This is a genomic window from Enterococcus sp. DIV1304_2, from assembly GCF_050555445.1.
Lineage (GTDB): Bacteria > Bacillota > Bacilli > Lactobacillales > Enterococcaceae > Enterococcus_B > Enterococcus_B pernyi.
Window position 1 is genome coordinate 2,069,514 of sequence record NZ_CP187851.1, and the last position, 24,976, is coordinate 2,094,489.

Annotated in this window: 21 protein-coding genes; 4 read left to right on the forward strand and 17 right to left on the reverse strand. The window is 39.7% G+C overall.

From position 1 onward, the window contains the following. Positions 1-2: 2 nt before the first annotated feature. Positions 3-1,403, reverse strand: a complete 1,401-nt coding sequence (locus IGJ14_RS09505) for a 6-phospho-beta-glucosidase (protein ID WP_430607633.1) — start codon at positions 1,401-1,403, stop codon at positions 3-5. Positions 1,404-1,710: 307 nt separating this feature from the next. On the opposite strand from IGJ14_RS09505, the gene IGJ14_RS09510 reads away from it, so the two are divergent. Then, complete coding sequence (locus IGJ14_RS09510; RefSeq protein ID WP_430607636.1) at positions 1,711-2,616, forward strand: MurR/RpiR family transcriptional regulator; 906 nt, start codon at positions 1,711-1,713, stop codon at positions 2,614-2,616. A gap of 250 nt (positions 2,617-2,866) precedes the next feature. Here IGJ14_RS09510 and IGJ14_RS09515 read toward each other — a convergent pair whose 3' ends face one another. The 5 genes from IGJ14_RS09515 to IGJ14_RS09535 all read right to left on the reverse strand — a co-directional run bounded on the left by IGJ14_RS09515 (position 2,867) and on the right by IGJ14_RS09535 (position 10,100). Then, positions 2,867-4,753, reverse strand: a complete 1,887-nt coding sequence (locus tag IGJ14_RS09515) for a beta-glucoside-specific PTS transporter subunit IIABC (protein ID WP_430607638.1) — start codon at positions 4,751-4,753, stop codon at positions 2,867-2,869. A gap of 90 nt (positions 4,754-4,843) precedes the next feature. Next, entirely contained in the window at positions 4,844-5,701 is an 858-nt protein-coding gene (gene licT, locus IGJ14_RS09520) for a BglG family transcription antiterminator LicT (RefSeq protein ID WP_430607641.1), read from the reverse strand. A gap of 429 nt (positions 5,702-6,130) precedes the next feature. Continuing rightward, on the reverse strand, positions 6,131-7,909 hold the full coding sequence (locus tag IGJ14_RS09525; protein ID WP_430607644.1) for an ABC transporter ATP-binding protein: 1,779 nt from the start codon (positions 7,907-7,909) through the stop codon (positions 6,131-6,133). After that, positions 7,909-9,660 (reverse strand): ABC transporter ATP-binding protein, encoded by a 1,752-nt coding sequence (locus IGJ14_RS09530; protein WP_019723116.1) that lies wholly within the window; start codon positions 9,658-9,660, stop codon positions 7,909-7,911. Before IGJ14_RS09530 ends, IGJ14_RS09525 begins: the two co-directional genes overlap by 1 nt. 215 nt (positions 9,661-9,875) lie before the next feature. Next, positions 9,876-10,100, reverse strand: a complete 225-nt coding sequence (locus tag IGJ14_RS09535; RefSeq protein ID WP_010734944.1) for a YneF family protein — start codon at positions 10,098-10,100, stop codon at positions 9,876-9,878. Positions 10,101-10,344: 244 nt separating this feature from the next. Here IGJ14_RS09535 and IGJ14_RS09540 point away from each other — a divergent pair, with 244 nt between their 5' ends. Next, entirely contained in the window at positions 10,345-11,907 is a 1,563-nt protein-coding gene (locus tag IGJ14_RS09540; protein WP_019723117.1) for an Nramp family divalent metal transporter, read from the forward strand. Between the two features lie 106 nt (positions 11,908-12,013). Here the strand turns inward: IGJ14_RS09540 and IGJ14_RS09545 are convergent, their stop codons facing one another. Beyond that, positions 12,014-12,913, reverse strand: coding sequence for a deoxyribonuclease IV (locus tag IGJ14_RS09545; protein WP_195274256.1), 900 nt, complete (start codon positions 12,911-12,913; stop codon positions 12,014-12,016). A 261-nt stretch (positions 12,914-13,174) separates the two neighbouring features. Here IGJ14_RS09545 and IGJ14_RS09550 point away from each other — a divergent pair, with 261 nt between their 5' ends. After that, positions 13,175-15,520 carry a transglycosylase domain-containing protein gene (locus IGJ14_RS09550; RefSeq protein ID WP_065096318.1) on the forward strand — a complete coding sequence of 782 codons (2,346 nt, stop codon included), beginning with the start codon at positions 13,175-13,177 and terminating at the stop codon, positions 15,518-15,520. A 224-nt stretch (positions 15,521-15,744) separates the two neighbouring features. Here IGJ14_RS09550 and ccpA read toward each other — a convergent pair whose 3' ends face one another. Next, positions 15,745-16,746: a catabolite control protein A gene (gene ccpA / locus IGJ14_RS09555; protein WP_023520019.1), complete on the reverse strand. Its 1,002-nt coding sequence runs from the start codon at positions 16,744-16,746 to the stop codon at positions 15,745-15,747. Positions 16,747-16,959: 213 nt separating this feature from the next. Between ccpA and IGJ14_RS09560 the strand changes: the two genes are divergently transcribed. Continuing rightward, a complete protein-coding gene (locus IGJ14_RS09560) occupies positions 16,960-18,063 on the forward strand; it encodes an aminopeptidase P family protein (protein WP_066026353.1) in 1,104 nt (367 codons plus the stop codon). A gap of 537 nt (positions 18,064-18,600) precedes the next feature. On the opposite strand, the gene IGJ14_RS09565 is transcribed toward IGJ14_RS09560, so the two are convergent. From IGJ14_RS09565 to IGJ14_RS09605, 9 genes are all read right to left on the reverse strand, one after another. Beyond that, positions 18,601-19,029 (reverse strand): GNAT family N-acetyltransferase, encoded by a 429-nt coding sequence (locus IGJ14_RS09565; protein ID WP_195475779.1) that lies wholly within the window; start codon positions 19,027-19,029, stop codon positions 18,601-18,603. 94 nt (positions 19,030-19,123) lie between these two features. Then, positions 19,124-19,687, reverse strand: coding sequence for a YtxH domain-containing protein (locus tag IGJ14_RS09570; protein ID WP_019724317.1), 564 nt, complete (start codon positions 19,685-19,687; stop codon positions 19,124-19,126). Positions 19,688-19,689: 2 nt separating this feature from the next. Then, the gene (locus IGJ14_RS09575) at positions 19,690-20,133 is read right to left on the reverse strand and encodes a DUF948 domain-containing protein (RefSeq protein ID WP_010734932.1); all 444 of its coding nucleotides are present in this window, start codon (positions 20,131-20,133) and stop codon (positions 19,690-19,692) included. 124 nt (positions 20,134-20,257) lie between these two features. Then, a complete protein-coding gene (gene galU, locus IGJ14_RS09580; protein WP_010734931.1) occupies positions 20,258-21,190 on the reverse strand; it encodes a UTP--glucose-1-phosphate uridylyltransferase GalU in 933 nt (310 codons plus the stop codon). 22 nt (positions 21,191-21,212) lie between these two features. Beyond that, complete coding sequence (locus IGJ14_RS09585; RefSeq protein ID WP_065096315.1) at positions 21,213-22,226, reverse strand: NAD(P)H-dependent glycerol-3-phosphate dehydrogenase; 1,014 nt, start codon at positions 22,224-22,226, stop codon at positions 21,213-21,215. A gap of 43 nt (positions 22,227-22,269) precedes the next feature. Next, entirely contained in the window at positions 22,270-23,100 is an 831-nt protein-coding gene (gene lgt, locus IGJ14_RS09590; RefSeq protein ID WP_019723336.1) for a prolipoprotein diacylglyceryl transferase, read from the reverse strand. A gap of 14 nt (positions 23,101-23,114) precedes the next feature. Beyond that, positions 23,115-24,053, reverse strand: a complete 939-nt coding sequence (gene hprK / locus IGJ14_RS09595; protein WP_010734928.1) for an HPr(Ser) kinase/phosphatase — start codon at positions 24,051-24,053, stop codon at positions 23,115-23,117. Between the two features lie 228 nt (positions 24,054-24,281). Further along, positions 24,282-24,638, reverse strand: coding sequence for a phage holin family protein (locus IGJ14_RS09600; RefSeq protein ID WP_019723337.1), 357 nt, complete (start codon positions 24,636-24,638; stop codon positions 24,282-24,284). After that, positions 24,638-24,943, reverse strand: a complete 306-nt coding sequence (locus IGJ14_RS09605) for a PspC domain-containing protein (protein WP_010734926.1) — start codon at positions 24,941-24,943, stop codon at positions 24,638-24,640. The genes IGJ14_RS09600 and IGJ14_RS09605 overlap by 1 nt, the downstream gene beginning before the upstream one ends. Between the last annotated feature and the right edge of the window lie 33 nt (positions 24,944-24,976).

Below are 24,976 nucleotides of genomic sequence, written 5' to 3' on the forward strand. Positions count from 1 at the left end.
TGTTATACTCCTTCCACTACACGTTTTTCTGACAATTCTCTTGCTAATTCATCTTGCACTTCGATGCCTTCTGCTGTTAAGCGATCGATGGCTTCTTTAAATTGTGGTAAATACTCTTGATGAGCAATAAATAATTCATCCATCATACGTTTTGCTGTTTTACCAGAACGAACTAATGGGTTGATCGTAAAGGCTTGTAACGCCGTCCCATAATCACCTGTGACAGCTGCTTCGATCGTCAACAACTCCATATTTTTCATCACTTGTAACCACCCACGTTCTGCTGCAGGTAATGAACCAAAAGCAACACTTCTTGCTCCTTGCGCACCTACATAAGCTGTTACTTCAACGACACAGTCTGCTGGTAGATCAGGCACAGCCCCATTGTTTTTCGTTGAGACAACGATTTGGGTTTCTTTATTGCCATAGATCGAAGCAATCGTTTCACATGCCGCATCAGAATAATAGGCACCGCCTCGTTGTTGTAGTTGTTCTGGTTTATGATCAAGTTGCGGATCTTTGTAAAGCTCAAACAATTCCGCTTCTGTTTGTTTGACTTGTTGTGCTCGCGTTCCGATCGTGCGGTATTCTTCCAACGCATGCTCCAACATTTCTTCTTCACGATAGTAATAGCGGTGATAGCCACAAGGAATCATTTTCATTTGATCTAGTTGTTCTCTAAAGAATGGCACATCGAATATGTTTTTTGGCAACCCGTTATCTTCCGCATAAAGTTGTTCGATCAAATCTTCGGTACGATCATTTCCTTTTGCATCCGCTACTTTGTGCCAATGGAAATGGTTCAGCCCAGCAAATTTATAGATCAACTCTTCTTTCTTCTCACTGATCATGACTGGCTCTGTCATCATTGCCATTACTGGCACATTACACAAACCAATCACTTTGTCCCATTTCCCATAACGAACGACTGCTTCAGTCACCATACCGCTTGGATTCGCGAAATTGATCAACCAAGCGTTCGGACAGAGGCGTTTCATATCTTCCACTACTGCTAAAATGACTGGGATCGTCCGAAATGCTTTAAACATCCCCCCAGCTCCATTGGTTTCTTGTCCCAACATGCCGTAGTACGCAGGGATACGTTCGTCTTTTACACGAGCATCCAATTGACCGACCCGAAATTGTGTAGTGACAAAGTCGGCATCTTTCAATGCTTCTTCGCGATCTAAGGTGGCATAGATTTTCACATCATATGGTGAAGCATCCCACATCCGTTGGGCCATCTCACTGACGATTGCTAGTTTTTCACGTCCAGCTTCGATATCGACTAACCAGATTTCACGAATCGGTAATTCATCGTAACGCTTGATGAATCCTTCCATTAGTTCCGGTGTGTAACTACTTCCGCCACCAATTGTCGCGATCTTGATTCCTTGATTCATACACTCACTCCTTCGTCTTTTTTACAACTCTATTATCATTTTTGTAAATAAAAGTCACAATACTTTTTGATTACTTTGAATAATCATTTACAAAATGATCGATATTCTTGTGATTTTTTGTAAATTTATTGCGCATAACAAAAAGAAAAACAATGAATACAAACCAAACAAATCCTAATTTTTTAATTAAAACAAACTAGTTAAGGAGTCACTTCTCTTTTATTCATTTCATTGACACACTAAATAATACCGTTTACAATTATTTTACATACTTTTAACCAAAAACGTAAAAAAAGAGGATCGAATTATGCTATTAAAGGAAAAGCTCAAACAAATCAACTTTTCACCCTCAGAAAGCGAAGTCATTCGTTTTCTCCAAGCCAATGAAACGACTTTGGCCGATCGCACGATTCAGCAAATTGCAGCAACTTGCTATGTCCATCCTTCTACTTTGATTCGGATCGCCAAAAAAATGGGCTTTCATGGATGGGTGGATTTTAGAGATGCATTCATCGCTGAAACAGAATATCTGCAAGGGAATTTTCAAGAAGTGGATGCCAATCTTCCTTTTTCCGAAAATGAAGGCATCATGACGATTGCCAATCGAATTGCAGCACTTGAACGCATGACGATCCAAGATACGTTATCCTTGTTGATGCACGACGATCTCCAACAAGCAAAACAACTGCTGTTACGATCTAATAAAATCGTATTATTTTCGAGTGACACTAACACATTGATTGCTCAATCCTTCAAATTGAAAATGAATCGGATCAAACAGGAAGTGACCATTGTGCCAACTTCTGGCGAGTCTTATTACGATGCCTACAATTGTCAGCCTGAAAACTGTGCGATCTTGATCTCTTATACGGGAGAAAATCAGATGATGCTTCGGACTGCTGAAATACTAAAAGAGAAGAATGTTCCGATTTTATCATTGACGAGCATCGGAGAGTCAAGTTTGTCCACAGCGAGCGATGTAGTATTGCGACTGACAACTCGCGAACGATTGTACTCAAAAATCAGCAGCTTCACGATCAATACGTCGATCTCCTATTTGTTGGATGTTTTATATAGTTGTGTCTTTGCTGAACATTATCGTGAGAACCTCGATTATTTGATCGAAGTCGGGCAAAAAGTCGATACCCGTCAGATCAGTTCATCTATTATGAAGGAAGAACTATTTACCGATTCAATCGAAGATGGCGATTAGTCTACTTTTATAGCGGGAACGATAAGAAAGATTCGTTCAGAACAAAGTTGCTCCTTGAAATTTACTCTCTAATTAAATAGCTGAACTTCTAAGAAAATAAGCCGTAACATCCAAAATATGAGAGGAAATCCTCGGATGTTACGACTTTTTTTGCGGAATCAGGTAATCAGACACAGCTTTCTGTGGAAAAATGCTCCTTACCGCTTAGCTATCTCTGTCAAACCCTTGATTTTAGAGGTTTTTTATTGCGTTAAGTCAAAGCTGTGATCAACTCGTCCCCATTCGTCACGATCTTCGATTGATTCTCGACGATATCGAGGTAATCTGCTGAATTGGTAATAATGACAGGGGTTTCTACACTATATCCTTCACTTTCGATCGCATTGATATCAAATCGCAATAAAACGTCTCCTTGTTTCACTTTGTCCCCTTGTTTCACAAAAGATTCAAAATGTTTTCCTTGCAATTGCACAGTGTCTAAACCAACATGGATCAACAGCTCTAACCCACTTTCAGAAACTAAACCGATGGCATGCTTTGAAGGGAATAACGTCATCACTGTCCCATCGAATGGGGCAACAACTTCACCTTTTTCTGGATAGATCAAGATTCCCCGTCCTAACGCGCCTTTAGCAAATGCTTGGTCTTTCGCTTCGCTTAAAGAAGCAATACCACCTTGGATCGGTGTTTTGACGATTTCTTTGATTTTGCTTTCTTTTTTCTCAGGTACTACTTCTTCCGCATCTTTCCAGAACAAGAAGGTTAAAGTAAAACCAATCGTTGCAGCAATCACAATTCCGATAAAAGCATTGTACATTCCACTTGCATCACCACCACTAATGAAATTGACAACGCCAAAGATTCCCAAGCCACCCATTGTATAACCTGTGGTACCACTCATCATCAAATAGATACCAGAGAGCGAGCCACCAATCATTGAATAAATGAACGGGGTCTTTTTAGGTAAAGTGATCCCATAGATGGCTGGTTCTGTTACGCCAAAGATTCCTGAGATAAAGGCAGGCATACATAATGCTTTCATTTTCTTGTCTTTAAACTTGAAGTACATTGCTAACACAACAGCAGTTTGTGCAAAACTTGCCCCAAAAACACCTACCAGCATTTGACTTGAGCCATTTTGTGCCAGCTGCATGATCGCCAAAGGAATGATACTCCAATGTAGACCGAAGATAACTAATACTTGCCAGAAGAAACCTAGGACCCCACCATATAATGCTGGTGAAAAATCCATCAATGCTTGGAACCCTGCACTCAACCACTCTGTTAACAAGCTAACGATTGGTCCAATCACCAAAAAGCCGATCGGTAGAGCAATCAATAAAACCATAAATGGAACAACAAATGTTTGGACAACGGTTGGTACGATCTTCTTCGCAAATTTTTGGACTTGTGCCGCAAAAGCAATAATGAAGATGACTGGAACAACACTTGATGTATAGGAAGCTCCTACCCAAGGAATACCCAAGAAACTTTCATACGCGGGCAATCCTAAAAGGCTAAGCGGCGCAGCTGCACCTTGATTTGCTGCTTCAAAGCCACTTTGTAATGCCGGTCCTTGCACGGTCGGATAGACAAGGGCTGCACCGATCACGATGCCGACCATTGGATTCAATTTGAATTTTTTAGCTGCTGTATACCCTAAAATAACTGGCATGAAATAAAAGATCGAATCACCGATCCCATTTAACATGATATAAGTTCCAGAAGTCTGTTCATAGAATCCTAAAAAGATAAATAACGCATTCAATCCTTTGACCATCCCGGCAGCGGCTAGAGCACCTAAGAAAGGTTGGAAACAACCACTCAAAATATCGATCAAACGATTAAAAATATTGCCTTTCGCAGGAGCTAATTCAGCATCCTCTGAGATTCCTGCTACACTCAAGACATCTGCATATACGTCTGGGACATGATTACCGATGACTACTTGGTATTGTCCACCGCTTTTCATGACGGTCACGACACCATCCATATTCTTCAGTGTCTCATCAGCTGCTTTACTTTCGTCTTTTAACCGAAAACGCAAACGAGTCACACAGTGCGTCAAACTACTGATATTTTCTTTTCCGCCAACATATTTCACGATTTCTTTTGCTAAATCTTGGTATTTTCCCATGTTCTTTTCCTCCAATTGTTTGATTGAAGGTTTAGCCAACTCAATGTCACTATCCTTTGGTACCCATTCGTTGAACCCACGGCCCTCCTTTTAATGATTTTTTAAATGATTATTATCTGCCAAACGAGCCAGATGGATCGTTAAGTAGACAATTTCATCGTCTGACATATGATAATTAAATGTTTCTTCTAAAAATAAAGCGATTTTGTCCACACAGCCAGAGGCCGTTTGGTACTTTCGCTGGATCATCTGGATCAATTCTTCCTCAACCTCACCCTCATAGGTGATAGACGTATTCATCACACGGCTAAGAAAAAAACGAAGATGCGTAACAAATCGGAAAAAATAAATCGATTCTTCATCAAAGGGTGTTTGATAATAATAGCGAACGATATTCAAGATATCCTGAATGGTTTTCGTAAACTGGTACATATTGTTCATACTATCTTGTTCTGATTGTGCATTGACTAAATGAAGGGCAATAAATCCAGCTTCATTTTCGGATAAATCGAATCCATACTTATGATGGACTCTTTCAATCGTTTTTTTACCTATTTGGTATTCTCTCGGAAATAATTGCTTGATATCATATAATAAAACATTCGGTAACCCAACGCCGGTTTTATAACGTTTGATCGCATTGTACAAATGATCGGTCAAGGAAATATAAATGGATTCATTCAATGTCACATCCAATTTTTCTTTCGTATACTCGATGATCTCGTAAGAAAGTTCGAGGTATTCCATTGGGATATCCTCCGCTAATTTTTGAAAATGTTTAGACAGTCGATCATCCGTCAAGTGAAATTCCTTATCTACACCCGCTTCTAAAATGGCATCACCGATCTTTTTTTTGAACGCCAATCCTTTTCCCATAACGATCATTTCTCGATTTAATTTGTCCCTTGTGACAACGACATTATTATTTAGAATTTTTTCAATCCGCATAATATCCCCTTTCTATGATTGTCACTCCTAAAAAAACAAAAAAACCCAAAAAGTCAGCCATGGAATCGATTCATGGTGACTGATTAGGTTTAGCTTGCGTGATGCAATCACTATCCAACAGTATGTTCTTTTCTTCATATTAGCGAAACAATTTTAAAATGTCAACGCTTTCTTTTGTGTTATTTCTATATTTACCAAAAAAATTATTACAAGCTGCAGGGAAACTACCACTTCACCAGAACAACAATGAAATTGACAGTCAAACAGTTGATTGACTTCTTTCATTTTGAATAACGTCGCTATCAAGTCATTTAAAAATAAGCCTTGATACCCAAAGTTGGAACGATTTTGGGTACAAGGCTTATTTCTCTGACCTGAACGATTCTATCACAGGCTTATGATAAATAGTGTTTAAAAAGTAATCCTCTATTATTCACTTTGTAGTTTGTACATATCTGCATATAGTCCTTCTTCGGCTAACAGTGTTTCATGATTGCCACGCTCTACGATATGTCCTTTGTCTAGTACGAGGATCAACTCTGCATCGCGGATCGTCGAAAGTCGATGGGCGATGGCAATCGTTGTCCGACCTTGACGCATCTTCGCAAGTCCTTCTTGGATCAAGACTTCTGTTTCTGTATCGATATTCGCCGTTGCTTCATCCAGAACTAAGATTTTAGGATCAGTAACAATCGTTCTGGCAAACGTGATCAATTGGCGTTGCCCACTTGAATAGCTTGCCCCTCTTTCAATTACTTTTGAATGATACCCTTTCGGCAATTCTTCGATGAACTGATTCGCTTGGACAAACTCAGCGGCTTCGCGTATTTGCTCGTCTGTGATCTCTGGATTCATCATCCGGATGTTTCCAGCGATATCCCCATAAAATAAGAACGCATCCTGTAATACTAAGCCCATTTTATTGCGTAATTCAGCAATCGGATATTCACGAATGTCATGGTCATCGATCAAGATCTGTCCTTCATAAAACTCATAAAAACGCATCAATACATTGATGATCGAACTTTTCCCACTTCCTGTATGCCCGACTAATGCCACAGTTTCTCCTGGATTAGCAACAAATGAAATATTGTTCAACACGTTGTTTTTTCCATCATAAGAGAAACTGACATTGCGAAATTCGATTTTCCCAGCAGTGATCGTTCGATCCGCTGCTTCCTTTTGCTGTGGTGCATATTCTTCCGTATCCATGATTTTCAAGATACGGCTCCCTGCAACTGTTCCATCAGTAAAGACACTTAAGAAGTCCATCATTTGCGACATCGGGTTAAAGAATCCTTGAACATAGGTGGTGAAGGCAAAGATCAAGCCGACTTCAACTGGTGAATGTAAGGCATCGAGTCCGAATAACGTCAAAGTCAAGGCAATCGCTAAAGCATATAAAAAACTGATGATTGGACTCAAAAGAATCGAATTTGTCTTGATCATAGCATAACGAGTTGCCAGATACTCTTCATTGACTTCCTCAAATTCTTTTGCCAAACGCGATTCTTGACGAAATTGTTGGATGATCCGCATCCCAGAAATTGATTCATTTAGTTTTGTGTTCAATTGACTCAAGCGTTCACGCATATTTCGATAGATCCTTGAACTAAATTTTTGATAATACCAAATCACTACTCCTAAAATCGGTAAAAAGATCAGACACCATAACGCGATTTTTTGATTGATTTGAAACATCGCAATAAATGAAGAGATCACGGCAAAAATCCCTGTTAAAACCATCAGAAAGACATACCAAAATTCAAACAGTGTTTCTGTGTCATTGGTCACACGAGAAACCGTCGATCCAGCTGGCGTTTGATCAAAGTACCGCATTCCTAATGTATGCAGTTTTTCAAACAGCTTTACACGGATATGTTGGTAGGTCTTCAATGACGCCATCGAATATAAATACCATTGGAAAAACCAAATGATACTTTTGACAATGACCCCAAAAAGATAAAGCCCTGCAAAGAAAAGAATGACTTGTGTCGTTGCTGACTGCTTCGCTAGATGCTCATCCATGAATGTTTGGATGATCCTTGGCAATAGCACATTGATGACTGATAATACTAGAGCAAATAAAATCGCAATGATGAATGTCGAGCGAAAGGGTTTAGCAAATTGCATCAACCGTTTAATGATCGAAGCTTGTTCTTTATAGGTCATGGATTTTGACCATTCCGACTGATATTGATCTTCCATTATTCGCCACCTCCTTCAATTTTTGCTTCTAATTGTTGTTTCTGCCACATTTGTTCGTACCAACCACCAAGAGCTAACAACTCTTGATGTGTGCCACGTTCAATAATCCGACCATGATCGATGACGATGATTTCATTGGCGTGCATGACACTACTTAAACGATGGGCCGCAATGATCGTGGTTTTGTTTTTCCGTTCTGCTTTAAGGTTACGTAAGATTGCTTCTTCTGTCTTAGCATCAACAGCGGATAATGCGTCATCCAAAATCAATAATTCGGGACTTTGGATCAATGCACGAGCAATCGACAACCGTTGCTTCTGTCCACCAGAAAGAGAGACCCCACGTTCACCGACCATTGTCTGGTACCCTTCTGGCAGTCCTTTGATTTCTGTGTTGATATACGCCAATTCCGCTGCTTCTTCCACTTCTTCTGGTGATTTCTGTGGATTGGAGAAGCGAATATTATCTAGGATCGTCATCGAAAACAAGAAATGATCTTGTGGCACATAACCAATCGAGCGCAACAAGGCATCTAGTGAGTAGTCTCTGATCGTTCGTCCGCCAAATTTGATTTCTCCTTGATAATGGTCATACTCACGCATCAATAATTTGATGATTGTCGTCTTACCGGCACCTGTTTTACCAACGATACCTAACGTATCACCTTCATTGATCGCAAATTTGATGTGTTCTAATGCTGGCTGTTCATCGTCTGGATAGGTAAATTGTGTGATTGCCACATTCAACTCACCTTTTGCTGGTGTCATTTCTGCTCCTACTTTTTCGACGATATGTGTTTTCTCATGCAATAGTTCATTGACACGATCATACGAAGCGTTCCCTCTTTCTAGTACATTGAACAGTCGCCCAATCGCAAACATCGGCCAGACAAGCATACCGATATAACTGATAAAAGAAACCATCTGTCCAATTGAGATCGTACCATCCAAGACATAACGTCCTCCTAAAATAATTGTCGCCACATATGACAAGCCAATGATCAACGTGATGAATGGATCAAAAAGCGCATCTAAAAAGTTTACCCGCTTATTTTTCTCAATGGCATCATCGATCTTTTCTTGGAAATCTTCCAAGTCTTGTTTTTCTTGGCCAAATGTTTTGATGACTTTGATACCTGTGATACTTTCTTGTGTTTTATCGTTGATACTTGAAAAGGCTTCTTGTGAATCACGAAACGCATCATGTAATTTTGAGCCTAAGATCCTTGAAGTAACCGCTAATAATGGTAATGGGATCAATGCAATCAAAGTTAACCGCCAATCAACGAATAGAACCATCGCAATGATCGTCGTTCCTCCAGTGATCACTGAATCTGCAAATGTTAAAATTCCTGCACCAGCCACATTTTGAATCGCGTTCAAATCATTCGTTGCATGAGCCATCAAATCACCCGTCCGGTATTTTTGATAGAACAAACTATCCATTCGCGTAAAATGAGCAAATAGACGCTGGCGTAATTCTTTTTCAAGCCTAGCTGCACTGCCCCAAATGTTCATTCGCCAAATATAGCGAAAAAGATATTGCAAAAAAGCTGCAATGATCAATACACCTATCCACAATGCAATGATTTGCATCGAGATATTTTGATCGGCGATTTCATCGATAATGATCCCGATGACTTTAGGTGGGATCAACTGCACTATTGCCACCGCGAACAAAGAAAATACGCCAATCAAATAGTGCTTTTTCTCTTGTTTAAAAAACCAACCCAATTTTCTGAAAATCGACATATATTTCCTCCTTCTAACTCCTAAAAATTTCATTTATTTCCGAGGTTGAATTGAATCCTCAGATATCGTTGATCACAATCGAAAAAATATGATCGTCATACAATTTATAAAAAAATAATCATTGATCGGCATGAATGCGCTTTTCTCAAATTGAGAAAAAGAAAAAAGCGAGCTGAAATCAATCAGCCCGCTTTTTGATGTTGTCGAATAAGAACCTACTTCTTCCCTTGGTTCTTCATTTGTTGCATCATCTGACGAATTTTCTTTTCAGATGGTTTTTGCCCCATAGACATCATCATTGATCTTAACATTTCCTCATTAACGGGAGGATTTTTTTCTAAGTAATCTTTCATATATTTACGCGCAAGAAAGAATCCACCGACTGCGCCGATTAACAATGCAATAACTGCAATAAGTACAACGATTCCGTTTGATACCATGTAAATCTCTCCTTTCCTTTTCCTAATTGCTCTCAATGATTCATTTTACTAAAACTTACAAAAAAAAGAAAGGCGTTTTCTTAAGAATATGTAAAAAAAGTCATTTTTATTTCATGATTATACAAAAACACCCATTTAGAAAGTAAGCCACATTTAATTTTTAGGTTAGCCGAATTTTTTTCTTTTATTTTTTCGTCTCTGGGTGTAGAATGAATTCGAAAAGAAATAGAAGGGTGGTTTTCATTTGAATAATCACGAGAATAAACATAAATGGATTGAACACACTAATGGGTTATCCCTTTCAGAAGTAAACGGTACGGTCAAAGTACCAAAAGGAAAAAGTTTCTTCCGCACCTTACTTGCCTATTCCGGACCTGGTGCACTCGTAGCAGTCGGCTATATGGACCCAGGTAATTGGTCAACATCGATCACCGGTGGCCAAAATTTCCAATACTTATTGATGTCAGTTATTCTGATGTCCAGCTTGATTGCTATGTTACTACAATATATGGCTGCCAAACTTGGGATCGTCAGCCAAATGGATCTGGCACAGGCGATTCGTGCTCGTACGAGTAAAACGCTAGGGGTCATTCTTTGGATCTTGACCGAATTAGCGATCATGGCGACAGATATCGCTGAAGTCATTGGTGCAGCGATCGCTCTATATTTATTATTTGATATTCCTTTGGCAATTGCTGTCTTTATTACCGTCTTGGATGTCTTTGTCTTGCTTCTTTTGACAAAGATCGGTTTTCGTAAAATCGAAGCGTTAGTCGTCTGTTTGATTTTCGTTATCCTATTTGTCTTTGTCTACCAAGTGGCGCTTTCAAACCCTGATTGGAGCAGTCTATTCAAAGGCTTTATTCCTAATAGCCAAACATTTGCTGAAGAACCAAAAATCGGTGGAGAGACCCCATTGACTGGAGCTTTAGGGATCATTGGTGCAACTGTGATGCCTCACAATCTCTATTTGCACTCTGCTGTTTCCCAAACCCGCGAGATCGATCGAAAAGATCCAGAAGATATTGCCAGAGCGGTGCGTTTCTCGACATGGGATTCCAATATTCAATTAACGATGGCTTTCGTTGTCAATGCACTTCTATTGATCATGGGGGTTGCCGTCTTTAAAACTGGTGCAGTTCAAGATCCCTCTTTCTTTGGTTTGTATGAAGCACTTTCCGATCCATCTGCGATGAGTAACGGCGTCTTGATCGCCGTAGCAAAATCAGGCATTTTATCAACCTTATTTGCAGTAGCACTGCTTGCTTCTGGTCAAAATTCAACGATTACCGGTACATTGACTGGACAAGTCATTATGGAAGGCTTTATCCATATGCGCATGCCGATCTGGTTACGCCGTTTAGTCACTCGACTATTGTCCGTCATTCCAGTACTACTTTGTGTCTTGTTCACTAGCTCCAAAGGCACGATCGAAGAACATACAGCACTTAATAATCTAATGAATGAGTCCCAAGTATTCTTAGCTTTTGCCTTGCCTTTTTCAATGATTCCTTTATTGATGATGACCAACAGCCAAGCAGAAATGGGTGCCCGTTTCAAAAATTCACTGATCGTCAAAATACTTGGTTGGTTTTCTGTCATCAGTTTGACGTATTTAAACTTGCGCGGACTCCCAGGACAAATCGAAGCTTTCTTTGGCGATCAAGCTTCCACTGCGTCAATCGTCCTTGCTGATCGGATCGCTTACATCATCATCGTTGCAGTTCTCGCCTTACTCGCTTGGACGATCGTTGATCTTTATAAGGGAAATAAACGCTATGAACAACGATTACAAGAGTTGTCTTGATCAAAGGTTTTTAAACTAAACAAAAAAAGCTTAGATGAACAAAAATATTTTTACATATTTTTGTGATCTAGGCTTTTTTCTTTATCTAATAACCTTTACAGATTATTCAGGCTTCTACATCTACTAATAATTCTGGAAATACTTCTGGATCAAAGGTTTCAGCTTTGAACATCGCGATTTCTTTCCCATAAGGGGCATAAGCCAATTTTTTATCTTTTCCGACATATGGTGTTTCAAGAATCTTTGAAACATCTTTGAACATTGGTTCATGGACGATTTTATTTAATGCATCAAAACCGATCGTACCAAAGCCGATATTGGCGTGGCGGTCTTTATGTGAACCTTGTGGATTTTTGGAATCATTGATGTGTAGTACTTTCAAGCGATCTAAACCAATCACTTTATCAAACGTTTCAATGACGCCATAAAAATCATTCGCTACATCATAGCCGGCATCGTTCGTGTGGCACGTGTCAAAGGTCACTGATAGCTTTTCATTCAATGTCACCCCATCAATGATCTGTGCCAACTCTTCGAACGTTCTGCCGATCTCTGTACCTTTTCCTGCCATTGTCTCTAAGGCGATTTGTGCGGTCTGTTCTTTCGTCAAGACTTCATTTAGCCCTTCAATGATCCTTGCGATCCCTGCCTCTGCTCCAGCACCGACATGTGCGCCTGGGTGCAATGTGATCTGAGTTGCTCCTAATGCTTCCGCTCGAACGATTTCTTCTCTTAAAAACTGTACAGCAAAAGGAAACATCTCTGGTTTCGTTGTATTTCCTAAATTAATGATATACGGTGCATGGACCACTATATTCTTCAGTCCATTTTCTTCCATATATTGTTTTCCAGCTTCAATATTCATTTCTTCAATTGGTTTTCTACGGGTATTTTGTGGTGCGCCTGTATAGATCATAAAAGTAGAAGCACCATAGCTGACTGCTTCTTCTGCTGCACCTAGTAACATCTTTTTACCGCTCATACTGACATGTGAACCTAATAACATCGTACTCCTCCTATAAAGCCCTCTCGGCTAGTCACTCAGTGAATGGATTTGTTCACTCTCCTTTTATCTTAACTGAAACGGATTTGAAAGAAAAGTTTGAAATCTGTCCAATGATCCGAGCAGATACAAAATAACTAGAAGAATTTTTAATGTTTTCTCAAAACCAAAGGTCAAATAAGACACAAAAAAAGCCATGTCTGTTTTTTTGTTCTATTATTTGCTATAATTAGCGAAATAAAACCATTAGTTGAGGTGAAACCTTTGCCACGTAATAATACACGAAGAAAACAAGCACGACGAACAAAAGAAAAGTGGTTTGTTCCTAAGGTCATTTTTCGCGTTTTTCAATCATTAACCGTTTTTATCATGGTTCTTATCATTCTATTCGCTGCATTAGGTGTGGGAGTCGGTGCCGGCTATTTTGCGTATCTAGTTGAAGATACAAAGCTACCTTCCAAATCTGAGTTACAATCTGAGTTAGGTAATATAACCGAAACATCAAAACTTGTTTATGCCGATAATACAGAGATCTCGACGATCCAAACTGATTTGATGCGGACAACCGTCCCTTCAGATCAAATGTCGCCTTATTTAAAATCTGCGATCATCAGCACAGAGGATGAATATTTTGAAGAACATAAAGGCTATGTTCCTAAAGCGGTGATCCGAGCACTTTTCTCTGAAGCAACTGGGATCGGCTCATCTGGAGGATCAACACTGACACAGCAGTTAGTCAAGCAACAGATTTTGACCGATGAAACAACCTTTAAGCGTAAAGCAAATGAGATCTTATTGGCTGCTCAAGTCGAGAAACATTTTACAAAAGACGAAATCATCTCCACTTATTTGAATGTTTCACCTTTCGGAAGAAACAATAAAGGCCAAAATATTGCCGGTGTCCAAGAAGCTGCGCAAGGGATCTTCGGAGTCAATGCGAGCGATTTATCCTTACCACAAGCGGCATTTATCGCAGGTTTACCACAAAGTCCGATCACTTATAGCCCTTATACCAATACAGGTGCATTGAAAGAAGACCTTACTGCCGGCTTAGAAAGAAAAGACATCGTGCTATTTAGCATGTATCGTGAACACCAAATCACAAAAGAACAATATGAAGAAGCAAAAGCCTATGACTTAACAAAAGATTTCTTAGGTCAACAAGTGGCAGAACAAACTGACCGTGACTTCTTATATTACACGGTCATGAATGCTGCGACCGATATCATTGCTAGACAATTGGGAGAAAAAGATAACGCAGATCTATCCGATACAGACGTCTACAATGCCTACTATCAACGTGCAGAACAAACGATCCAAAATCAAGGGTACACGATTCATTCAACGATCGATAAAGGCATCTATGATGCGATGCAAGCAGGTGTTGCCAATTATGGTTACTTACTTGATGACGGAAAAGGCACACCTGTTGAGACTGGTAACGTTCTGATGGATAATAAAACCGGTCGAGTTTATGGATTTGTCGGTGGTCGTAATTATGCGCTGAACCAAAATAATCATGCCTTTGATACTCAAAGACAAGCCGGATCATCGATCAAGCCGATGTTGGTTTATGGCCCAGCGATCGATATGGGCTTAGTTGGTTCAGAATCACGTGTTTCTGACTATGCAACTACTTGGCAAGAAGGCTCAAATGCCGGAGAAGACATCGTCAATGCGACGAATAAAGGATCAAATACCTTCCAAACGGTTCGTGAATCATTGGAATGGTCGAACAATATCCCTGCTTACCATTTATATCAAGATGTTTTGAACAATGGCGGCTCAAAACAATACGCCTACGAAACGTATCTATCAAAAATGAACTATCCCGCAAATGCTAACTGGGGCGTTGAATCGGCACCACTGGGAACAGTCGATGTCACCACTCTTCAACAAACCAATGGCTTCCAGGCATTAGCAAATAATGGCGAATTCCAGCAAGCGTATATCATTGATGCGATCACTGACAACGAGGGGAATGTCATTTATCAACACGAAGTTAAGCCAGTGCGTGTCTTTTCCGAAGCCGCCGCTTCGATCGTCAATGATATGTTGCGTAGCGTTATCAATGAAAAGATCACCACACCATTCAAAGATGATATCACTAGTCTCAATGGCAGCTTAGGTCAAGCGGACTGGATCGGTAAAACTGGTTCAACGAATGATTACCGAGATTCATGGTTAGTTGTCTCCACACCCTCTGTCACGATCAGTAGTTGGGCAGGACACGATGATAATACCGGAATGGATGCCCAAGCAAGATTGCGTTCATCCAAATATTTAGCGAATTTAATCAATCAAGTGTATCAAGTAAACCCAACGATTTTTGGTACCGATCAGAAATTCACACTTGCTTCTGATGTGAAGAAAGAAGACGTTTCTGCCTTCACAGGACAATTACCTGGAAAAGTGACCGTTGACCGAAGATCGATCAATACACCTAGCAAAACTGTCGAGTCACTTTGGGCAAAAAATGGTCCTGAGAAAAGCACCTTCAAATTTGGTGTAGGTGGAACAGATGAAAATTACAAAGATTATTGGAATACTGTCGGAACATTCGAACGTGAAAATCCACAGAACAAAGAGGATGACAAAGACGACGATTAACAAAACAATCTGAGTCCACTACTCTTTCTCAAAAAAATGAGTCAGATCTTGATAAATGATATCAAGATCCGGCTCATTTTTTATTCGTTTTTACTTATCTTTGGTGAAACTTTGCCCCTGTTATTTCCATAAAAAAAGTAGCTGAAACGACGATTCTTTGTCATTTCAGCTACTTTTAATTATCGTTTTATTTGATCAATCGCTTGATGTTTATCTCAATCGATTTATTTCGTTGAACCTTTTTCTTCAATTCCATATGGTAAGATGATTGTTTTTTCTTCCACTTCTTCTTTGTTCATCATTTTTGTCAATAGACGCATTGATACCGCACCTAAGTCATATAATGGTTGCGTAATACTTGTCAAGCGTGGGCGAGCAACTTCAGTCAATAAAGAATTGTTGCTTGTGATGATCTCAAATTCTTCTGGTACTTTGACACCACGGTCAATCAAGCCATCTAAAATACCGATTGCTAGTTCATCATCCGTTACATAAACAGCAGTTGCTCCACTATTGTGGATACGTTCTACTAATGACAAGCCATCTCTAAAATTATAGCTTGATTCAAAGATCAACCCTTCACTATAAGTCAGTCCGTTTTCTTTCAACGCTTCTTTGTAGCCTTTCAAACGGTTTTGGCCATTGATCGGGTCAATCAATGCACCACTTACAAAGGCAATTTTTTTATTGCCGTTTTTAGCTAATTTAGTCACTGCATCTTTTGTCGCTGAAGTATAGTCGATATTGACACTTCCTACTTGTTCGTCTGGATCGATCGAACCAGCTAAAACAACTGGAGTTTTTGAACGTGAGAATTCGCCACGGATTTCATCTGTGATATGATGCCCCATGAAAATCACACCGTCAACTTGTTTGGCTAAAAGATTGTTCAGTACGTTGACTTCTTTTTGGTCATTTCCGTCTGAATTTGCCAAAATGATATTATATTTGTACATCGTTGCCACATCATCGATCCCACGTGCTAATGAAGCAAAGAACATATTGCTGACATCTGGGATGATGACCCCAACCGTCGTTGTTTTTTTACTTGCAAGACCACGAGCTACAGCATTTGGGCGATAATCTAAGCGGTCAATGACTTCCAATACTTTTTTTCTTGTAGCTGGTTTTACATTTGGATTCCCATTGACAACACGTGAAACAGTAGCCATCGAAACATTTGCCTCTCTCGCTACGTCATAAATAGTGATAGTTTGTTTTTCCATCGTTGTTCTCCTATTCTGTTTTTATATCTTTTCTGAAAATACGATTTACATTTCTAAAACAGGATATCAAAGATTGACAGAAATTGCAACCGTTTTACTAGCGTTTTCATGAAAAAAATCACCTTTTTCACTTTTAGTCAATTGGTCTTTTTTTACAAGAGTGGTACAATGAATTATCGAAACATGCCATAAATGCGAAAGAAGGATGTCCAAATGAATCTTGAAAAAATCAATGAATTACGCCAATGGATGGCTCAAAAAGAAATCGACCTTGCTTATATCAGTGATCCAGGTCATATCGCCTATTTTGCTGGTTATGAAAGTGAACCCCACGAACGTGTACTAGCTCTATTTCTTCCACTTGACCAAGATCCTTTCTTGTTTACACCAGCGTTAGAAGTAGAAGATGCACAAAATAGTCCTTGGGCCTATGATGTCCGAGGTTATCTTGATAGTGAAGATCCTTGGCTATTGATCGGGCAAGAGATCCGCACCCGTTATCCACAAATAAAAACGATCGGGATCGAAAAAAATGCGTTGACGGTTGATCGCTTTGACGCGTTATCGCAACAAATGACAAGCAGTGTCCGATTTGCTGACCTGACTCCAGTCATCCAACGTCTGCAATTAATCAAAACAACAAAAGAAAAAGAGCAATTGATTGCGGCAGGAAAATGGGCAGATGTAGCTTTTGAAATTGGTTTTCGCTCCATCAAAGAAGGCGTAACGGAACAAGCAATTATTGCTGAAATCGAATATCAACTAAAAAAACAAGGGGTATCTCAAATGTCTTTTGACACGCTAGTTTTAGCGGGGACAAATGCAGCAAGCCCTCATGGAACACCTGGAAGTACTACGATCCAACCAAATGAACTTGTCTTGTTCGATCTAGGCGTCGTATGGGATGGCTATTGTAGTGATGCGACACGAACAGTTGCCTTCCAAAAACCGACAGAATTTCAAGAGAAAATCTACCAAATCACGCTTGAAGCCCAATTAGCAGCTCAAGAAGCTGTTCGTCCAGGCGTCACAGCCGCTGAACTTGATCAAGTCGCACGTAACGTCATTGAAAGCTACGGCTACGGTGAATACTTCAATCATCGTCTAGGTCATGGTATTGGTACAACGGTTCATGAATATCCCTCACTAGTGGCAGGCAATGATCTAGTGATCGAAGAAGGCATGTGCTTCTCATTAGAACCAGGTATTTATATCCCTGATCAAGTAGGCGTAAGAATCGAAGATTGCGTCTATGTCACAAGTGACAGTTGTATCCCATTTACAACAACACCAAAAGAATTATTAGTGGTGGAGTAAGGTTGTGAAAGAAGCGTTCAGCACTGAGTAATAAGACAGAACCATCGAAAATGGCTTTTTCATTTTTGATGGTTTTGGCTTATTATTGAAGTGTTGCTTCTTGAACACCGTTCATCGAGGTTGTGAGAAAGCCGTTCTGCCTTAATACTGAAGGAGCTGGCTTTCGAACACCGTTTATCTAGGTTGTGAAAGAAGCGTTTTGACCTGAACAGTAAGAGGGGAAATCAGAAAATAGCTTTCCATATTTTTTGATTTCTCAGCTTAATGTTGAAGGTCAGCTTCTTGAACACCGTTTATCATAGGTTGTGAAAGAAGCGTTCAGCACTGAGTAATAAGACAGAACCATCGAAAATGGCTTTTTCATTTTTGATGGTTTTGGCTTATTATTGAAGTGTTGCTTCTTGAACACCGTTTATCTAGGTTGTGAAAGAAGCGTTTTGACCTGTAAAATAAGCGATAACCCCAAAGTAGAAACTATTTTCGGGTTATCGCTTATTTTTTTAGTTGCTTTTTCTGATATCCGTTAGTTGTCGATACCTATTCATTTGCTATTTGTTGCTTTAAATAGAATTTTGTTGTGCCAACAAAAGGCATATTTTCCACCGAAGCAAACACCTCAAAGCCATGCCTTTCGTAGAACTCTCGAGCTTGATAATCTTGCGTATTGACGGTCATATACAAACACTGGTTTTCCAAAGCTGTTTGTTGAACCGCTTCTATTAATCGCGATCCGATGCCTTCGTGACGGTACGATTGATCTACGCCGAGCAATGATAGATGCAAGGTATTTCCAAATAAAGATGCCACTGCGCCACCGATCCACTTCTCATCCTTAGATGCACTGATTGAAATGGTTTGAGTTGTTAAGTGTTCATTTGTAGAAAATGATTGCATATATTGTTCGTTCAGCAGACCAATGATTTTCTTTTCTGTTTCTTCGGAATCGCTTTTCTTGATCTCAATCATTTACAATATCCTCTCCACGTAAGATTAGAGAAAAAAGGACACGAATCAGGTTGTTTCCTGATCGTGCCTTTTCTTGCTCACTTTTTAGTGTTGCTTATTTAAATGTATCTTTTAGATCTTCTTTCGCAGTAGCTGCATCTTCTTTTGCCATCTCAGACAAGATTTTTGCATCTTCAGCTACTGGTTTAGCTTCGTCAATGCCTTCTTTTACAGTACTACCTGCTTGGTCTGCTGTATCTTTGATGTCGATCATGATGTCTTCTTTCGCAGCAGCTGCTGTGTCGCCTAAATCAGCAGCTGATTTTTTGAAACGATCAGATAAATCAGCTGATTGCTCTTTCAATGTCACTAAAATATCTTCTGATTCGTCTCCTGCGTCGGCTGTTGCGTCTGAGACTGTTTGTTTGACATTACCAGCTAAATCGCCTGCTTGTTGTGAAAGATCATGCGCTTTGTCTTTTGCGATACTTGTCAATTCAGTTGATTTTTCTTTTGCCATCTCTGTATAATCAGAAGCCATATCTAGAAAATCATCCGCTTGTGCTGCTAATTCATCACGTAATTCTTTACCTGATTTTGGTGCAAGTAGTAGAGCTGCTACTGCTGCTGCTGTACCACCAATCACTGCACCTAGTAAAAATCCACCTTTTTTTGCCATGATTATTTTCCTCCTGTCGTATCTGTTGTTGGTTTTTTATGTTTAAAGAATTTCACTGCAGTCCCACCGACTTTGCTGGCAACAGTTGCTTTTGCTGTTGTTTTACCGATGCCACCAACTTTTGTAACGATGTGTTTGCTTGAAGAATTCAATTCTGATACACTCTCGCTCAAATCAGCGACAGCTGTAAATAAAGGATCGATCGTTGCTACTTTTCCGTTGATATCATTCAACAATTCGTTGCTTTTCACTAACAAGCCTTCGACTTGTCTCGATAAAAGATCAACATCTTTGGTAACGACTTCAATCGTTGTGTTTGCTTCTGTTACTGTTTGTTCTGCTTTTTCAATCGTTTTTGCTAATCGAATCAATACACGTACTAGAAAGACCACAAGTATTGCAAAAGCAATTGCTGCAATCAAGCCAGCAATTTCTCCAACTGTCATAATCAAGCCTCCTTCTCCTCTTCTTGCTATAAGGATAGCATTTTCATATTTTTTAAACAAATAAAAAATAGCAAAAAGCTTCAACTACCTACATTTTGATCAGCAGCTGAAGCATCTCGCTTGTTTACTTTTTGTTAGTTGGTTCAGAAGTTTCTGTTGATTGATTGAAAGATGAAGGCGTCTCTGCTGCTAAAGACTTGCCTAATGATAGAATGTATTCTCTTAATGGTCCACCCACTTCTGGATGTGTCAATCCATATTCGATGCTTGTTTTCATAAAACCAAATTTGTCGCCGACATCATAACGTTTACCCGTAAATTTACGTGCGAATACGCGTTGTGTCTTATTCAATGTATCGATTGCATCGGTCAATTGGATCTCATTACCTGCACCTGGTTTTTGCTCTGCTAACACATCAAAGATTTCGGGTGTCAATAAATAGCGTCCAATAATTGCTAAATCACTTGGTGCTTTACTTGGTTCAGGCTTTTCAACAAAATCTTTGACATTGAATAAGCCGTCTTCTAGTTCTTCTCCTGGATTGATGATCCCATATTTAGATGTATCTTTGTGAGGTACTTGCATCACGGCGATCGTTGAAGCATGTGTACGCTCATAATCGTCGATCAGTTGTTGTGTCAATGGGATTTCATCTTCCATGATGTCATCGCCTAACATGACAACAAACGGTTCATTTCCGATGAATGCTCTTGCTTGCAACACAGCGTGTCCTAACCCTTTAGGATGCGATTGACGAATAAAATGAAGGTTTACATCCGTTGTTTCTTCCACTAATTTTAGTAATTCAGTTTTTCCTTTTTCGCCTAAATTCGTTTCTAATTCGATATTTGAGTCAAAATGATCTTCAATTGGGCGTTTTGCTTTCCCTGTGACGATCAAAATATCTTCAATCCCTGATTTTAACGCTTCTTCTACGATAAATTGAATCGTTGGTTTATCAACGATCGGCAACATTTCTTTTGCCATCGCTTTTGTTGCAGGTAAAAATCTTGTTCCTAAACCTGCTGCTGGAATCACTGCTTTTTTTACTTTCATTTTTTTCTCTCCCTTAAAAATGTTAGTGAAATTCATTCTCTTTTTTGCCATCGCGCAACATGATCTCTGTCGCTGCTTCATTTATGTTCTTGTGCTCATATAGCACTTCATAAATCGTTTGAGTGATCGGCATCTCGATCCCCATGGTCTCAGCTAACTCTTTAGCAGCTCGTGTGGTCTGGACACCTTCCACGACCATGCCCATATTATCCAAGACTTCGCTTAATTCATGGCCTTGTCCAAGCAGATGACCGGTACGCCAATTTCTCGAGTGAATACTTGTACACGTGACAATTAAATCACCGACACCGCTCAGTCCGATGAAGGTCAACGGATTTGCTCCCATAGCAACACCTAAGCGGCTGATTTCTGCTAATCCTCTTGTCATGATAGCTGCCTTTGCATTATCCCCAAAACCTAAGCCATGGATTGCACCTGCACCGATTGCGATAATGTTTTTTAAAGCGGCACCCATTTCGACCCCAATAACATCAGGATTCGTATAGATTCGGAAATAATGATTCAAAAATAGTGTTTGAACAAATTTAGCAGCATCTGCTTCCGTGCTTGCAGCAGTGATCGTCGTAATATCGTGACGAGCCACTTCTTCTGCATGACTTGGACCCGATAAAACAGCAATTGCTTGTCTCTTTTCTGCTGGGATCTCTTCTGCCAGGACTTCTGAGATCCGCTTGTGTGTTCCTTGTTCTAAGCCTTTACTTGCATGGATGATCACTGGTTTTGTTTTCAAGACCTCAACGAGTTCTTGACATACAGAACGAATCGCCTTAGTCGGTACAACGAACAAAACAGCATCTACATCAGAAACAGCCTTCGCCATGTCCGAGTATGCGATGATCGTTTTGGGCAATTGGTGTTTTGGTAAATAACGCTCATTGGTATGCTTTTGGTTGATTTCATTAACCTGTGAGGCACGGTGACTCCAGAGTCGAACGTCATGACCATTTTCAGCAAGCACTTGTGCTAATGCTGTTCCCCACGAGCCAGCACCTAAAACCGCTACCCTATATTTCATTTTACCACTCCTGCAAATTTTTTCATTTTTTTCGACTTGGACTTTAGATAATGAATTGATTTTTCCCTAAAGATCGGTCGTAATCTGGTAAGTTGCCTTTTTTCCGACGCCAGATGAATAGAACGATTGCTCCAATGAATAGCACAGCAGATAAAAGCTGTGACACACGAATCGTATCTAAAAAGTAAAGACTATCCGTTCTCATTCCTTCGATGAAGAAACGACCAAAACTATACCATATCAAGTAAAGCAGTGCGATTTCCCCTTTTTTCAAAAGATGCGCTTTTTTCCGCAGTAATAAGAGAATGATCACACCAAGAAGGCTCCACATCGATTCATAAAGGAAGGTTGGCTGCCGATAGATCCCATCGATATACATATTATCAATGATAAAATTTGGTAAATATAGGCTTTCTAAGAAACTCCTTGTTGTATCTGGTCCAAATGCTTCATGGTTCATGAAATTTCCCCAGCGTCCAATTGCTTGTGCTAATAAAACACTAGGTGCAGCAATGTCCAAGAACGTCCAGACATCAATGAAGTGATATTTCGTGTAAAAATATAATGTGATACCGCCTGCAATCAGACCACCATAAATCGCTAGACCGCCTGAACGGATATTGAATATTTGGATCGGATTTGCAATATACTGTGGTAAATCGAACAAGATGTAATACAAGCGTGCGCCAATGATCGATAGCGGTAATCCCCATAACATAAAGTCAGTGACGTCTTCTGCTTTCATTCCTACCCTTACTGCTTCTCGACTGCTTAACCACATGGCGATGATAATGCCTGAAACAATGATCAATGCATACCAGTAAATAGGAACTCCTAAAAGGTCAAAAGCGACCCGATTGATTTGTGCAATCATACTTTCACTCCTAGCTATTGTCCGTTTGAATTTTCTTCGATCAAACGGCTCAATCTTTCTTCAAATGTCTTCGTTGCATCGAATCCCATCGTTTTCGCACGGAAATTCATCGCAGCAACTTCAATGATGATCGCGACATTTCGTCCAGTTTTCACAGGTATTTTGATTTGGGGAATACCTACTTCCGCAATTTCAACAGAAGTATCTTCAGACCCTAAACGATCGTATTTTTTCTCTTTTGCCCAAGCTTCTAAGTAGACAGCTAATTGGACTTGCATTGATCCTCTGACTGCACTGGCACCAAAAAGATTCATCACATCAATGATCCCGATTCCGCGAATCTCAATCAAATGTTCAAGGATTTTTGGTGGCTCTCCAATAACAGTTAGCTCATCTTGTTGATACACATCCACTCGATCATCTGCAATCAATCGATGGCCTCTTTTGATCAGTTCTAACGCTGTCTCACTCTTCCCAATACCACTATCTCCTTGGATCAAGACACCTAGTCCATAGACATCGACTAAGACGCCGTGAACACTTGTCCTAGGTGCTAATCGTCCATCTAAATAACTTGATAACTCACCAAGTAAACGTGAGGTTGAGATCGGCGAACGCAAAACGGCCATGCCATGTTCATTTGCTGCTTGAATCATTTCTTCCGGTGCAGCTAAACCTCTAGAGATGATAAAGGCTGGCATGTCTTCACTGCATAAACGACGCATGATCATCAAACGCTCTTCCGGCATCATCCGTTCTGCGAAGCTGATTTCTTTGCTCCCAAATAACTGTAGTCGATCATGCGAATAATAATTAAAATAACCGGTCAATTCCAGTCCAGGTCTGGAGATATCACCGGTTACGATGACACGATTTAAACTTTGCTCGTCACCAGTGACGATTTCTAATGATAGTTTTTCTACTAATTGGCTAACTTTTACCATTTCTGCCATTCGTATACCTCATTTCTATTAAACTGTTCTCTTTTATTTTATCATTCTATCGGTAAAAGTACTACCAATAAAAAAAACAAGGGATATCCTTTTCATTACACTCGTTTTTTTTGCAAGCACCCATCAAGAAATCGCTATCATTTCTTTAGAAATAAGAAGAGGAAGCGACAATTGCCACTTCCTCTTTCCACTTATTTGATTGTGCTTTATTGTCCTTTGGATTGTTTTCTAACGATTCCTGTTCATATTACGATTGCTAACGATGATATTTACGAATGACATGATCACTGCAATCATTATAGCTGATCCAAATGACGAAAAGCTAAAATTAGCTGCTCCGACAAAGAAGGAGGTCATCTGTAAAATCAATGCGTTGATTACAAAAGTGAATAATCCAAACGTCAACAAGGTAAAGGGGATCGATAAAAACATAATGAATGGCTTGACGAATAGATTCAGCACAGAAAGAACAAAACTCGCCACAACTGCGGTCCAAATACTATTCACAAATATCATATTTGGAAAAATAACTGCCAGAGAGATAAACGTCAGCGTACTAACAACAATACGTTGAAGATAAGACATTAAAAGTCACTCCATTCGTCATCGTTGATTTTCTCTGCCTCTTTTCGTTTATTCGTTTGTTCTCTGTAGTTGTTTTTTTGATAATAGTCGTTGTCATGTCCATAACGACGTTGATTATTCTTTCCTGAAGGCACAAGCAAAGCCAACAGAATGTATAAAATAATTGGGCTTCCAAATGCTACTAAACTTAAGAAGACGTAAATGACACGAACAACTGTCGGATCAATCCCAAGATATTCAGCAATCCCGGCTAAAGTACCAGTCAATACAATATTTTTATTTGATTTTGTCAACTTTTTTTTCATTTTCTTTCACCTCTGTTCTCCTATTTTAATTGA